The sequence below is a fragment of the Allobosea sp. GW823-FHT02B03 genome, from assembly GCF_058797755.1.
In genome coordinates, this window is sequence record NZ_JBXAJY010000002.1 from 664,801 (window position 1) to 677,099 (window position 12,299).

Consider the following 12,299-nt stretch of genomic DNA (forward strand, 5'->3'; position numbering starts at 1 on the left):
TCGTCTGCACGATGCCCCGACGCGTAAAAGGGCGCCGCGGCCGTGAGATCGGCCGCGCACCCACCCAAATCATCCCGACACAGATAGCGCCATCCATCGTTGATGAATCGTGCACCATCTGCCGCCTTCACCGAATTTGCCGACGAAATGCAACACGCCACGCCCGGTCAGTCATCGGAGTTGGCCTCCGTACCCTCGACAGCTTCGAGGCGGGCCTTCACATCCTTCATCCAGGCGAAATTGGCTTCGGTCGCTTCGTCAGCCAATGCGCGTTCGGCTGCCTTCAGCTCGCTATGTAGCGTGCGCGCCCGATGATGCAAGACGAGAGCTTGATTAATCGAATCAAAAACCGATTCAGGATCAGCGGTTTGCAGGAGCTTCAGCCGCTCGGCAGGGCCGGTGACCGCCAGCAGCGCGGCCTGCGCCTCAGCCACCCTTGTCTGTTCCTGCCGCCTGCGGAAGGCTTCCTGATCGAAGCCGCCCTCCACGGTCGCGTCGAGCAGCGCCTGGCGGAAGCGCTCGGCGGCCGGACCTTCGAGCCCGAGTTCAGCGATGTCGTCGACGCAGCGCAGGACGAGGTCCGGATGGCTCGCCAGCGCCAGGAGGATGAACGCCTCGCGCGGATTCTCGCGATGCGTCCGCTGCAGAAGCGGCGAGCGGGCGAGCTGCGGGCTGGCGCGCAAGGGCAGGTTCGGCCGGGCTGCGCCGCCGCCGAAGCCGCCGCGCCCGCCCCTGCCACCGCCGCCGCCGGAATAGCCTGAGCGCTGTTCATTACGCGGCGCCGGAGCGGCGACGGCAAAGAGCTGGCCCAGGCGCTCGTCGATCTCTAGCCGGTAATGCCGCCTCGTCGCCTCATCGCGAATCAGCCCGAGCGGCTCCTTCAGCCTACGCTCGAAGGCGGCGCGACGCTCGGGCGTGTCGAGCTGGCTCGCCTCGAACTCGCGGCTCCACAGCATGTCGACGAAGGGCTTGGCCGCGCCGACCACCTCCCCGATCGCCTGCTTGCCACCGGAGCGCGCGAGGTCGTCGGGGTCCTGTCCTTCCGGCAGCAGGGCGAAGGCCAGCGACTTGCCAGGCTCCAGCATCGGCAGCGCGAGGTCGATTGCCCGGCTCGCCGCCTTGCGCCCGGCCTTGTCGCCGTCGAGGCAGATCACCGGCTCGTCGGCCATGCGCCAGAGCAGGCCGAGCTGGTCCTCGGTCAGCGCCGTGCCGAGCGGCGCGACCACCTGCGGAAAGCCGGACAGCGTCATGGCGATGACGTCGACATAGCCCTCGACGACGATGACCTGCCCGGTGTCGTGCGCGGCTTTCCGGGCATTGTGATGGTTGAACAGCAGCGCGCCCTTGTGGAAGAGCGGCGTCTCCGGCGAGTTCAGGTATTTGGCCGAGACCTCGGCGCTCATCGCCCGGCCGCCGAAGGCGATGACCCGGCCGCGCGCATCGTGGATCGGGAACATGATCCGGTCGCGGAAACGGTCATAGGGCACGGCGATCTCGTCGCCATGGACCAGCAGCCCGGCCTCGATCATCAGCTCGGCACCGACCCCCTTGCCGGCGAGATGATCACGCAGGGCGAAACGGTCGGGCGGGGCATAGCCGATGCGGAAGAGCTGGCGCGCCTTGCCCTCGAGCCCGCGCCCGGCGAGGTAACGCCGCGCGAGGCCGCCGCGTTCGGTCTGCAGCTCGGCCTCGAAGAACTGGGCAGCGAGCTCCACCACCTCGTGCAGGCCCTTGCGGCGCTCCTCCTGCGCCTGCATCTCGAAGGAGACCTTCGGCAGCGCGACGCCTGCCTCCGAAGCGAGCTTCTCGACCGCCTCCGGGAAGGAAAGCCCTTCCGTCTCCATCACGAACTTGAAGATGTCGCCGTTCTTGCCGGAGGAGAAATCGAAGAACGAGCCCTTCTGGTCGTTGACGAAGAAGGACGGCGTCTTCTCGGCGTTGAAGGGCGAGAGCCCCTTCCATTCCCGCCCCGCCTTGGCGAGACGCACGCGCTTGCCCACGACCGCCGAGACCGGCAGCCGCGCCTTGATCTCCTCAAGGACGGAGGGCGGGAACTTCATGGCTTCCTATGTGGCGATGCGAGCGGGCTCTGCCAATCGGCGTTTGGCAATAGCCCCTGCTTATCTGCGCTATCCACAGCCGAGCCGGCCAAACACGCAATAAGCATCGGGATTGATTTTTGAAATACAATCGTATATACATTTCTGGTCAAAGAATGCCTGGGCCGCGATGGTGCGGCGCTCGAAGGAGAAGCCTGATGAGCACAATCATCAAACTCACCGACTGCGAGCGTCACAGCCATGGATGCGTCCGAAGCACGATTTGAATGGAACTACGAAAAGAACGCCACCAATATCCGCAAGCACGGCATCGCTTTTAAGGACGCCATCAAGGCGTTCGATGATGTAAACAGCTTCGAATATCGCTCTCTCGGCCCGCACGCTGAACAGCGGTGTGTCCTGATTGGAAGTGCGGAAGGTCGGCTCATCGCCGTCATCTACACGGTGCGCGAAGAGCGAATCCGGATCATCTCGGCACGCGCCGCTAGGCGCGAAGAGCGCAACCGATGGAACGCGAACACATCGTAACTTTCGTCGCCAACCTCGACGACGGCACCTCCATCGTCGAGCATGAAGACGGCCGCCTTGAGCGCGTGACGGACAAGACGGACTGGGCACGCGTCGATGCGATGACCGATGACGACATCGAAACGGCTGCCCGCTCCGACCCCGATTGGGAAGACCTGCTCGATATCGACTGGACGCAGGTCGAAATCTCCCGCCCCGCTCGCAAGCAGCCGATCTCAATCCGTTTGGATGAGGACGTGCTGAATTTCTTCAAGCACGAAGGCGCAGGCTACCAGAAGCGCATCAACGCTGTGCTGCGCTCCTACATGTCTGCCGCGAAGCGGCGCCCGAAGACCAAGCCGGCAGCCCGCCGCCGCTCCGGCTGATCAGCCGCCGAGCATGCCCTTGACCAGCGGCGAGACCTTGCCGAAGTCCATCTGGCCGGCATAGGCGGCGCGCAGCGCGCCGATCACCTTGCCCATGTCCTTGACGCCAGCGGCGCCGGTCTCGGCGATCGCCTTCTCGATGGCAGCCTTGACCTCGGCCTCGCCCATCTGCTGCGGCAGATAAGTGCTGATCACCGCAACCTCGGCGCGCTCGCCATCGGCGAGCTCGGGGCGGCCATTGGCGTCGTAGATCGCGATCGATTCCTGGCGCTGCTTGATCATCTTCTGCAGCATGGCGAGAATCTCGTCCGCCGAGATCTCACCCTTCCCGGCGCCGCGCGCCTCGATGTCCTTGTCCTTCAGCGCCGACTGGATCAGGCGGATGGTCGAGACCTTGCCCTTCTCGCCCGCCTTCATCGCGGTCTTCAGGTCGGCGGAGAATTGCTCGCGCAGGGTGGACATGACTTGCCTTATCCTCGTCTCATTCATTGACGGCACGGGGGCGGCTCTTTAAGGCTCGCGCTCCAGACCGGCGGCACCATACGGGGCCCTGCCTTCACTGCCGCGCTTCCGAGCGGCCTGGACGAGACATAGACATGACCGTTGACGAAGGGAACCCCGCCGCGGCGGGCTGGAGCGAGCCGCGCGCGACCGCGGTTCTGGTGCTGGCGGACGGGACCGTGCTCGAAGGCTTCGGCCTTGGAGCGATCGGCCAGGCGCCGGGTGAGGTCTGCTTCAACACCGCGATGACCGGCTATCAGGAGATCCTGACCGACCCCTCCTATGCCGGCCAGATCATCACCTTCACCTTCCCCCATATCGGCAATGTCGGCGTCAACGACGACGACACCGAGACGGTGAACGCCGCCGCTTCCTCCGGCGTGCGCGGCGTCGTCCTCCATGCGGCGATCACCGAGCCCTCGAACTGGCGCGCCGGCAGGCATTTCGACGCCTGGCTCAAGGCCCGCAACATCGTCGGCATCTGCGGCGTCGACACCCGCGCCCTGACCGCGCTGATCCGCGACAAGGGCATGCCCAACGCCATCATCGCCCATGATCCCAACGGCGCCTTCGACCTCGACGCGCTGAAGCGCGAAGCCGCCGCCCTGCCCGACATGGCCGGCCTCGACCTCGTGCCGCTCGTCGCCTCGACGCAGCGCTTCGACTGGGACGAGACGCCCTGGCAGTGGCCCCGCGGCTATGGCAAGCGCGAGGCCGCCGCGCATCGCGTCGTCGCCATCGACTACGGCGTCAAGCGCAACATCCTGCGCCTGCTCGCCAAGGCCGGCTGCGACGTCCAGGTCGTGCCGTCGACCGCGACGACCCAGCAGATCCTCGATCTCGCCCCGGACGGGGTCTTCCTCTCGAATGGCCCGGGCGACCCGGCGGCGACCGGCGAATATGCCGTGCCGGTGATCCGCGAGCTGCTGGAGCGCAAGATCCCGACCTTCGGCATCTGCCTCGGCCATCAGATGCTGGCGCTCGCCATTGGCGGCCAGACGCTGAAGATGAAGCAGGGCCATCACGGCGCCAACCATCCGGTTCAGGACAAGACCACCGGCAAGGTCGAGATCGTCTCGATGAACCACGGCTTCGCGGTCGACCCGGCATCGCTGCCGCAGAACGCGACCGAGACTCATGTCTCGCTCTTCGACGGTTCCAATTGCGGCATCGCGCTGACCGACCGTCCGGCCTTCAGCGTCCAGCACCACCCCGAAGCCTCGCCCGGCCCGCAGGACAGCCACTACCTGTTCACGCGCTTCGTCGAGATGATGGCCGAGGACAAGGCGAAGAACGCGGTCTGAGCAAGGCGGGCGCCATGATCCACCAGTTGCGCATCTACGAGATCTTCGAGAGCAACAAGGCCGCGTTCCACGCCCGCTTTCGAGATCACGCGATGCGCATCATGGCCCGCCACGGCTTCCGCATCCTCTCGCTCTGGGAGACCAGGAGCGCGACCCGCACCGAGTTCGCCTATCTTCTCGCCTGGCCCGATGCGCAGACCAAGGCGGAACGCTGGGCGAGCTTCAAGGCCGACCCGGAATGGATCGAGATCAAGCGCGTCAGCGCGATCGAGCATGGCGACCTCGTCGGCGCGATCGAGGACCGGACGCTGACGCCGACCGCCTACTCGCCGCAGCTCTGAGTTGACAGGAGCGCGGCGTGGCGCTCTAAGCCGGCCATGGCCATCTCCTGCCTCCTCGCCCGGAACTATTACGCCCCGTCCTCATAAGGCGGTGGCATTCCCATGTCTCAACCGCCGCGCTGGCGGTTGAAATCAGGCAGTCACCCGGCATCGCGGCCTCCCCCAAGGAAAACGCGATGCATACCCCCCGCAAGACCGTCACCTCGATTGGCATCATCGGCTTCGGCGCCTTCGGCCGACTGATGGCGCGCCATCTTCAGCCGCATTTCCAGCTCCGCGTCTTCGATCCGGACCGACCCGCCCAGTTCGACGACGCTGGCAAGGGCCTCGTCCCCGCCGAAATCCCGGAGATCGGCGCCTGCGATCTCGTCATCCTCGCAGTTCCCGTTGGCGCCGTCCCTTCGGCACTCGCCGCGCTCTCCCCGCATCTGCGCGCCGGCGCGGTCGTGCTCGATGTCGGCTCGGTCAAGATCGGCCCGGCTCTCGCCATGCAGGCCGGACTGCCGGAGCATGTCGAGATCGTCGGGACCCACCCGCTGTTCGGGCCGCAGAGCGCGCGCAATGGCATCAGGGGCCTGAAGATCGCGATCTGCCCGATCCGCGGCCGCAGCGCCGGCCGGATCGCGGCCTTCCTGCGCGGCGTGCTCGGCCTCGATGTCATCCTGACCACGCCCGATGCCCATGACCGCGAGGTTGCGCTCGTCCAGGGTCTGACCCATCTGATCGCCAAGATTCTGGTCCAGATGGAGCCTTTGCCGCGCCGGATGACGACCGCGAGCTTCGACCTCCTGATGCAGGCGACCGAGATGGTCCGTCACGATGCACCCGGTGTCTTTCTCGCCATCGAGCGCGCCAACCCGCATGCACGGACAGTACGCGACCGCTTCTTCACGCTGGCCGAGGAGATGCGGGCACATCTCGACGGCAACCAGCATCAGGCACCGTCCGAGGCGAAAGCAGAGGCTCTGCTGGCTGACTAGAACACCGGCAACGGCGAGCGAGCGCTCGAAAAGGCCCCATCGGGCGCCGTTGGGTTTCGGTTCCGGGCAAAAAAAAAATGCCTGATCGCCCTCGCGGGGATCAGGCAGTTGAAGGGAAATCTGAGGCGGCAAGTCTGTCGACCTCAGATTCGAAGCGCGTAAGCGCTATATACGACTGTATATAGCGCTTACGCGCACGGTCAATGAGGGCAGCCTGTTTTCGGACGTTTTGTCACGGCCGCGATTGGAGGTTTGGCCTCTCGCCGCACCAACCGCGAAGAAGGGCATCGCCGAGGCCAACGATCCGTCGCTTGGCACTCCCGCCAGCCGAGCCGCCGGAACTTTCGTAGAGAAAGTCGGGTCCGCGGACTGAACGCGCGCTCTTTCGCCCAAGTGATGATTGACGAAATTGTAGCCGTATCGCATCCCATTGCTTGGGGGACGATGCCTATGCTTGACGCAGCCGAGTTCGGCGATGCGGTCGCCATGCTTTACGAGGCCGCAGTGGTCCCCGACGTGTGGCCGGGCGCGATCGCAAGACTGGCCGAGATCGTGGGCTGCACTGGCGGGCTGCTTTTCGCCCATTCCGGCCAGGGCACCAATTGGGTGGCCTCCAAAGAGTTCGCGCCGGTCTTCGACCGGTTCATGCAGCAGGGCTGGATGAACCGCAATGCCCGCATGGCCGGCCTGCTCGCCCATGGCGGCACCGGTTTCGTCACCGACCACGACCTCTTCACCGACGAAGAGCTGGCTCGAACGCCCCTCTACACCGATTTCCTGAGGCCGGAAGGCTATGGCTGGGGAACGGCAACCCATGTCCGCTCCTCGTCTGGCGACGACATCGTCTTCACCCTCGAGCGCAGATTCGAGATGGGCCCGGTGTCTCGCAGGGAAACCACGCTCCTCGATGGTGTGCGCCCGCATCTCGCCCGGGCGGCGGTGCTCGCCTCCAAGCTGCAGATGCAGCGTGCGCAGGCGAGTCTCGCCTCCTTCGAGCAAGCGGGCTCCCCTGCGGCGCTCATCGGCGCCGGCCAGGGTGTGCTCGCGGCCAATGCGAGCTTCGAGAGGCTCGAAGGCCAGATCGTCATCGGGGCCAGGGACAAGGTCGCGATCGACGACGAACGGGCCGATGCCCTCCTGCAGAAGGCCCTCTCGGAGCTTGCCCGCGACCAGCTCGGCGACACCCGCTCGATCCCGGTGCCGCGCAGGGACGACCGCCCGGCCTTCGTCATCCATGTCCTGCCGATCCGCAGGCAGGCGCGGGACATCTTCTCGCGGGCTCAGGCCATGCTCGTCGTCACCACCTCGGAGCGGAGCCTGCAGATCGCGGCCTCGCTTCTCTGCGAGCTCTACGACCTGACGAAAGCCGAGGCAGCTATCGCCGCAGGGCTCCTGGAAGGGCTGACCGGCGAGGAACTGGCCCGGTCCCGCGGCGTGAACCGCGAGACGGTTCGCAGCCAGATCAAACAAGTGCTGGCGAAGACCGGTTGCCGGTCGCAGGCCGACTTCATCCGGCGCCTCGCACCGCTGGCTTCAAGGAAATAGGCCCAGGGCCCGAAAGCGGCACGCCGCCCTATGCCGCGGCGCGCGCCTCCTGCTTCAGGAAGCTCGCAAGCTTGGCCGGCGGCAACCCGGCTTCGGCTGCGATCCGCGTCGCCAGCGCCGATGCGGCAGGGCGCGGCTGGCCGAGCGGCCGGTCGAGCCAATAGGAAACCGGGTTCAGCGCGGTGCGCGGATCGACGATCGCGATCCGGCCGGAATCGATCTGCGCCTGCGCCAGAGGCGGCCGCGCCAGGGCGACGCCGAGCCCGCAGGCCGCAGCGTCGAGCACGAGGTTGTAATCCTCGAAGCGCCGGTCCTGCGGGCGCGGGCGATAGTCCAGCCCCTGGGCATTGAACCAGGCGCGCCAGCCGGCCGCATCGGAATCATGGATCAGCGGCTGATCCAGCAGCCGCTGCGGCCCGCCCTCGCCGATCGCCTGCACGAGCGCCGGCGAGGCCACCGGAAAGCACCATTCCTCGAAAAGCTGCACCGAGACCCGGCCCGGCGCGCCGCCGCGCCCGCAGCGTATGGCGAGGTCGATGCCCTCCTCATCGAGCGCAACCATCCGGTGGTCGACCTGTAGCACGATGCGCAGGGCCGGATCACCGCTTTCCAGCTTTTGCCAGCGCGGCATCAGCCAGAGCGAGCAGACCGAGGGCGTCGCGCTGAAGCGCACCACCGCGGCGCCGCGTTGCTCGCTCCAGCGATCGGAGGTGTCGGCGAACAGCGAGAAGGCCTCCTGCGTCCGCTGCAGCAGCCGCTGCCCCTCCGGCGTCAGCACGACGCCGCGCGCCTGGCGCACGAAGACGCGCAGGCCGAGCCAATGTTCGAGCTTCGCCACCTGCCGGCTGACCGCGCCATGGGTCAGGTTCAAGGCTTCCGCCGCGCCCGAGAAGCTGCCGGAGCGCGCCGCCGCCTCGAAGGCGCGTAGCGTGTCGAGCGGCGGCAGGTTCGAGCTGTGATCCATCGTCACAGCTCGCCATCGAATTACTCGTTTGTCAATCAGCTCGGAGAAGCGTCTATCGGGAGCGAAACGTCACCAGCCCTCGAGGCCCGCCATGACAACCGCTTGCTCCGCGACCCCAGCCCGGACCGGCTCGACGATCGATCCCGTGCTGCTCTTCACGGTCCCGTTCACCGTGATCGCCTGGGCCTCCTCCTTCCCGGCGATCCGGGCTGGACTGACCGGCTTCGGGCCGCTCGAAATGGCGGCGCTGCGCTTTGCGCTCGCCGGCGTGCCGGCGGCGCTCTTCCTGGTCGCAACCCGCGCCGCCCTGCCCTCCGGCACGGATATCTGGCGCTTCCTCACCGGCGGCATCGTCTTCATCGCGCTCTATGCGATCCTGCTCAATCTCGGCCAGCGCGTCGTGCCGGCGGGCGCCGCGAGCTTCATCATCAACACCAACCCGATCATGACCGCCGCGCTCGCCATGCTGATCCTGAACGAGCGCTTCAGCCTCGTCGCCTGGCTCGGCACCGCCCTCTCCTTCGCCGGCATCGGCGTGATCGCACTCGGCAACGGGCTCGACCTGAACATCGGCATCAGCGTCCTGCTGATCCTCGGCGCCGCCTTCTGCAACGCGATCTCGACCGTGGTCCAGAAGCCCCTCTTCGCCCGCCACAGGCCGCTATCGGTCGCCGCCTGGAACATGGCGATCGGCGGGCTCGCGCTCTCGCCCTTCCTGCCCGGCGCGCTGGAGCAGATCCCCTCCGCGCCGAACCAGGCACTCTGGTCGGTGGTCTATCTCGCCGTCGTGCCGAGTCTCATCGCCTACGGCACCTGGGCGATCACGCTCTCGCGCCTGCCGGCCGCCCGCGCCTCGAATTTCCAGTACGGCGTGCCGCCGACCGCGATGCTGATCAGCTTCCTCTGGCTTGGAGAGGTACCGACCGCGCTCGGCATCCTCGGCGGCGCGATGGCGCTCGCCGGCGTGGTGATCGTCAACCTGAAGCGCTGAGACCGAACCTTGGGCGGAGCGACCGGCGACATTCGTCGCTGGCTCCGCTCAAGCAAAACTCAGCCCTCGGAATCGTCGCAGTAGACTAGGCCCGCCTTCGCCAGCCCCTCGCGCATCCCGTACATGTCGAGCCCGAGCTCGCCGGCCGCGAAGCGGCTCCGCTTCTCCTCCTCGCCGGCCTCGCGCTTGCGCCCGGCTTCGGCGACGGAAGCCGCATCGAGGCGCGGCACGACCACGACCCCGTCATCATCGGCGACGACGACATCGCCGGGGTTGACCAGCGCCCCGGCGCAGACCACCGGGATATTCACCGAGCCCAAAGTCGCCTTGACCGTGCCCTTGGCCGAGATCGCCCGCGACCAGACGGGAAAGCCCATGTGCGTCAGCACCCGAACGTCCCTCACCCCGGCATCAATGATCAGGCCGACGCCGCCGCGCGCCATCAGCGAGGTCGCCAAGAGGTCACCGAACATGCCGTCGGTGTTGTCGGTGGTGCAGGCGACGACGAGGACGTCGCCGGGCTTCACCTGCTCGATCGCGACATGGATCATCCAGTTGTCGCCGGGCTGGGCCAGCACCGTGACAGCGCTGCCGGCGATCTGCGCGCCGGCATAGATCGGCCGCATATAGGGCTTCATCAGGCCGCTGCGCCCCATCGCCTCATGCGTGGTCGAGACGCCGAGCTCGGCCAAGGATGCGATGTCGGCGGCAGCGGCGCGCTTGTTCGTGCGGATCACGACAGGGTTCATCGAGGCCTCGTCTCATTCATCGGGAAGCGGTGCCTCGCCGCAGGACCCGCGACGAGGCGAAAGATCAGTTCACTCGCGCAAGCCGGTATCGGCGACGACCTGGCCCCATTTCTTGCGCTCGGTGGTAACGAAGGCGCCCAGTTCCGCGGCGGTGGAACTGCGGACGCGGCCGCCGACGGTCTCGATGCGCTCGCGCAGCTTGGGATCGGCCAGCGCCTTATGGACCTCGCTTTGGAGTTTCTGCACCACGGCCGGCGGCGTGCCGGCCGGCGCGAACAGCGCCCACCAGGTCTGCGCGTCGAAGCCGGCGAGCCCCGGCCCCTCGGCCACGGTCGGCACGTCCGGCAGGTTGGCGAGGCGCGCCGGCCCCGTGACCGCCAGCCCCTTCAGCCGCCCTTCCTTGATGTAGGGCGTCGCCTCGAGCGCATTGACGACGACCAGCGGCACGTGCCCGCCGATCGCATCGGTGACCGCCGGATGGCCGCCGCGATAGGCGACGTGCCGCAGTTCGATGCCGGCCTGCTTCGACAGGAGCGCTACGGCTAGATGCGGCAGCGAGCCGTTCCCCGGTGTGGCGTAGGAGGCCTCGTTCGGCTTCCGCTTGGCGTAGGCGATCAGCTCGGCGATCGAGTTGGCGGGAAAGGACGGGTGCGCCGCGATCACCGCCGGGATGTCGCCGACCATCGAGATCGGCGCGAGATCCTTCTCCACGTCGAAACCCGGCGTTTTGTAGAGCGCCATGTTGATCGCGAGGCCGTTGGTGCCGAGCAGCAGGGTATGGCCGTCCGGCGCGCTGCGGACCACCGCCATGGCGGCAAGGTTAGAGCCGGCGCCCGGGCGGCTCTCGACGATGAAGTTCTGGCCGAGGCTGGCCGAAAGCCGCTCCGACAGCGCCCGTGCCACGGTGTCGACGGCCCCGCCCGAAGAGAAGCCGTTGACGACGGTGACAACCTTGCTCGGATAGTCCTGGCCGCTGGCAGCCTGCGACAGCAGCAGCGCCGACGCTGCGATGATCAGGCTCTTCAATGCTCTCCCAGGCATCTTCTCTCCCCTCGATTGTGTTTTTTGGCTTGTGCTTCTTGATTACCGTCAGACCGGGTCCAGCCGGTTCATCGTCGTCGGGAACACCCTCTGGAAGCTTTCGGCATAGAGTGCCGAGCCGAAATTGCGGCGCCGCGCCAGGTTTCCGTTCTTTTCGGCGACGCCCTTGTAGTAGCTCCACAGCGAGACTTGGCCCTTGAGGCACTGCATCGCCGCGAACTTCTGCTCCCAGACCTCGGTGATATCGAGATAGGTGTCGGGAACGTATTCGCAGATCTCGGGCTGGTGCGGCTCGAAGCAGTAGACCTGCGGCGCACCCGCGATCTCGCCCCAGGGCCGCCCCTGCGCCTGCGCGACTTGCCGCGCCTCGACGGCGAAGCGGAAGGTCTCGACATGGTCCCAGTTCGAGGGGTCGACGCGCGGATGTGTCATCATGAAGGCGGGCTGGTGCTTGCGCAGCAGGCGGACCGTCGTCTCGAACATCTCCGCCGTCGGCCGCAGCGGATAGTCCTCCTCGCCGAGGAAATGGATCTCGGCGCCGAGGATCTTCGCCGCGTTTTCGGCTTCCTCGCGGCGGATGTCGCGGGCCTTCGCGGCCGTCATCGCCTTGTCCTCATAGAGCTTGGCCGACTCGCCATAGGCGCCATAGCTCAGGCAGACCACGATCGGCTTCAGGCCCAGCTTCGCATGGCAGGCGATTGCCCCTCCCGCACGCCAGACGAAATCGCCGACATGGGCGGCAACCACGACAAAGCTCTTATCCGACACGGCATATCCTCTCGGCGGCATTACGAAACCCTGATAGGTTCAGGACCATAACCGCCGAAAACTCCGAAAAATACGGCGTTTATCGGATACAGATATACCGCTACCGGTATATCTCTCGTCTTCGCTCCTGCGCGCCCCTTAGCGCGCGCCTTGCATGGTGTC

At 66.7% G+C, this 12,299-nt stretch carries 13 protein-coding genes; 7 read left to right on the forward strand and 6 right to left on the reverse strand.

From position 1 onward, the window contains the following. Window positions 1-167: 167 nt before the first annotated feature. Window positions 168-2,060 (reverse strand): DNA primase, encoded by a 1,893-nt coding sequence (dnaG, locus tag AC1REK_RS08155; RefSeq protein WP_492268430.1) that lies wholly within the window; start codon window positions 2,058-2,060, stop codon window positions 168-170. A 240-nt stretch (window positions 2,061-2,300) separates the two neighbouring features. Here dnaG and AC1REK_RS08160 point away from each other — a divergent pair, with 240 nt between their 5' ends. After that, complete coding sequence (locus tag AC1REK_RS08160; RefSeq protein ID WP_492268429.1) at window positions 2,301-2,588, forward strand: BrnT family toxin; 288 nt, start codon at window positions 2,301-2,303, stop codon at window positions 2,586-2,588. Then, window positions 2,567-2,953 (forward strand): BrnA antitoxin family protein, encoded by a 387-nt coding sequence (locus AC1REK_RS08165; protein ID WP_492268428.1) that lies wholly within the window; start codon window positions 2,567-2,569, stop codon window positions 2,951-2,953. The genes AC1REK_RS08160 and AC1REK_RS08165 overlap by 22 nt, the downstream gene beginning before the upstream one ends. Here AC1REK_RS08165 and AC1REK_RS08170 read toward each other — a convergent pair whose 3' ends face one another. Continuing rightward, entirely contained in the window at window positions 2,954-3,415 is a 462-nt protein-coding gene (locus AC1REK_RS08170) for a GatB/YqeY domain-containing protein (protein WP_492268427.1), read from the reverse strand. A gap of 134 nt (window positions 3,416-3,549) precedes the next feature. On the opposite strand from AC1REK_RS08170, the gene carA reads away from it, so the two are divergent. From carA to AC1REK_RS08190, 4 genes are all read left to right on the forward strand, one after another. Then, on the forward strand, window positions 3,550-4,758 hold the full coding sequence (gene carA, locus AC1REK_RS08175) for a glutamine-hydrolyzing carbamoyl-phosphate synthase small subunit (protein ID WP_492268426.1): 1,209 nt from the start codon (window positions 3,550-3,552) through the stop codon (window positions 4,756-4,758). Window positions 4,759-4,772: 14 nt separating this feature from the next. After that, complete coding sequence (locus AC1REK_RS08180; protein WP_492268425.1) at window positions 4,773-5,099, forward strand: NIPSNAP family protein; 327 nt, start codon at window positions 4,773-4,775, stop codon at window positions 5,097-5,099. 176 nt (window positions 5,100-5,275) lie between these two features. Further along, on the forward strand, window positions 5,276-6,079 hold the full coding sequence (locus tag AC1REK_RS08185) for a prephenate dehydrogenase/arogenate dehydrogenase family protein (RefSeq protein WP_492268424.1): 804 nt from the start codon (window positions 5,276-5,278) through the stop codon (window positions 6,077-6,079). A 450-nt stretch (window positions 6,080-6,529) separates the two neighbouring features. Beyond that, on the forward strand, window positions 6,530-7,624 hold the full coding sequence (locus AC1REK_RS08190) for a helix-turn-helix transcriptional regulator (RefSeq protein WP_492268423.1): 1,095 nt from the start codon (window positions 6,530-6,532) through the stop codon (window positions 7,622-7,624). A 28-nt stretch (window positions 7,625-7,652) separates the two neighbouring features. On the opposite strand, the gene AC1REK_RS08195 is transcribed toward AC1REK_RS08190, so the two are convergent. Beyond that, on the reverse strand, window positions 7,653-8,588 hold the full coding sequence (locus AC1REK_RS08195; RefSeq protein WP_492268422.1) for a LysR family transcriptional regulator: 936 nt from the start codon (window positions 8,586-8,588) through the stop codon (window positions 7,653-7,655). Between the two features lie 91 nt (window positions 8,589-8,679). On the opposite strand from AC1REK_RS08195, the gene AC1REK_RS08200 reads away from it, so the two are divergent. Beyond that, entirely contained in the window at window positions 8,680-9,579 is a 900-nt protein-coding gene (locus AC1REK_RS08200; RefSeq protein ID WP_492268421.1) for a DMT family transporter, read from the forward strand. A 59-nt stretch (window positions 9,580-9,638) separates the two neighbouring features. Here AC1REK_RS08200 and AC1REK_RS08205 read toward each other — a convergent pair whose 3' ends face one another. From AC1REK_RS08205 to AC1REK_RS08215, 3 genes are all read right to left on the reverse strand, one after another. Continuing rightward, the gene (locus AC1REK_RS08205; protein WP_492268420.1) at window positions 9,639-10,328 is read right to left on the reverse strand and encodes a 4-carboxy-4-hydroxy-2-oxoadipate aldolase/oxaloacetate decarboxylase; all 690 of its coding nucleotides are present in this window, start codon (window positions 10,326-10,328) and stop codon (window positions 9,639-9,641) included. A gap of 69 nt (window positions 10,329-10,397) precedes the next feature. After that, a complete protein-coding gene (locus tag AC1REK_RS08210; RefSeq protein ID WP_492268419.1) occupies window positions 10,398-11,369 on the reverse strand; it encodes a Bug family tripartite tricarboxylate transporter substrate binding protein in 972 nt (323 codons plus the stop codon). A 48-nt stretch (window positions 11,370-11,417) separates the two neighbouring features. After that, entirely contained in the window at window positions 11,418-12,137 is a 720-nt protein-coding gene (locus AC1REK_RS08215) for a PIG-L deacetylase family protein (protein ID WP_327523702.1), read from the reverse strand. Window positions 12,138-12,299: the final 162 nt, after the last annotated feature.

What these genes read in the sequence shown, in the direction of transcription:
- AC1REK_RS08160 (WP_492268429.1), top strand. Translation starts at nt 2,301, where the DNA reads ATGGATGCGTCCGAAGCACGATTTGAATGGAACTACGAAAAGAACGCC.
- AC1REK_RS08210 (WP_492268419.1), bottom strand. Translation starts at nt 11,369, where the DNA reads ATGCCTGGGAGAGCATTGAAGAGCCTGATCATCGCAGCGTCGGCGCTG.
- AC1REK_RS08200 (WP_492268421.1), top strand. Translation starts at nt 8,680, where the DNA reads ATGACAACCGCTTGCTCCGCGACCCCAGCCCGGACCGGCTCGACGATC.
- dnaG (WP_492268430.1), bottom strand. Translation starts at nt 2,060, where the DNA reads ATGAAGTTCCCGCCCTCCGTCCTTGAGGAGATCAAGGCGCGGCTGCCG.
- AC1REK_RS08170 (WP_492268427.1), bottom strand. Translation starts at nt 3,415, where the DNA reads ATGTCCACCCTGCGCGAGCAATTCTCCGCCGACCTGAAGACCGCGATG.
- AC1REK_RS08195 (WP_492268422.1), bottom strand. Translation starts at nt 8,588, where the DNA reads ATGGATCACAGCTCGAACCTGCCGCCGCTCGACACGCTACGCGCCTTC.
- AC1REK_RS08180 (WP_492268425.1), top strand. Translation starts at nt 4,773, where the DNA reads ATGATCCACCAGTTGCGCATCTACGAGATCTTCGAGAGCAACAAGGCC.
- AC1REK_RS08205 (WP_492268420.1), bottom strand. Translation starts at nt 10,328, where the DNA reads ATGAACCCTGTCGTGATCCGCACGAACAAGCGCGCCGCTGCCGCCGAC.
- AC1REK_RS08190 (WP_492268423.1), top strand. Translation starts at nt 6,530, where the DNA reads ATGCTTGACGCAGCCGAGTTCGGCGATGCGGTCGCCATGCTTTACGAG.
- AC1REK_RS08165 (WP_492268428.1), top strand. Translation starts at nt 2,567, where the DNA reads ATGGAACGCGAACACATCGTAACTTTCGTCGCCAACCTCGACGACGGC.
- AC1REK_RS08185 (WP_492268424.1), top strand. Translation starts at nt 5,276, where the DNA reads ATGCATACCCCCCGCAAGACCGTCACCTCGATTGGCATCATCGGCTTC.
- carA (WP_492268426.1), top strand. Translation starts at nt 3,550, where the DNA reads ATGACCGTTGACGAAGGGAACCCCGCCGCGGCGGGCTGGAGCGAGCCG.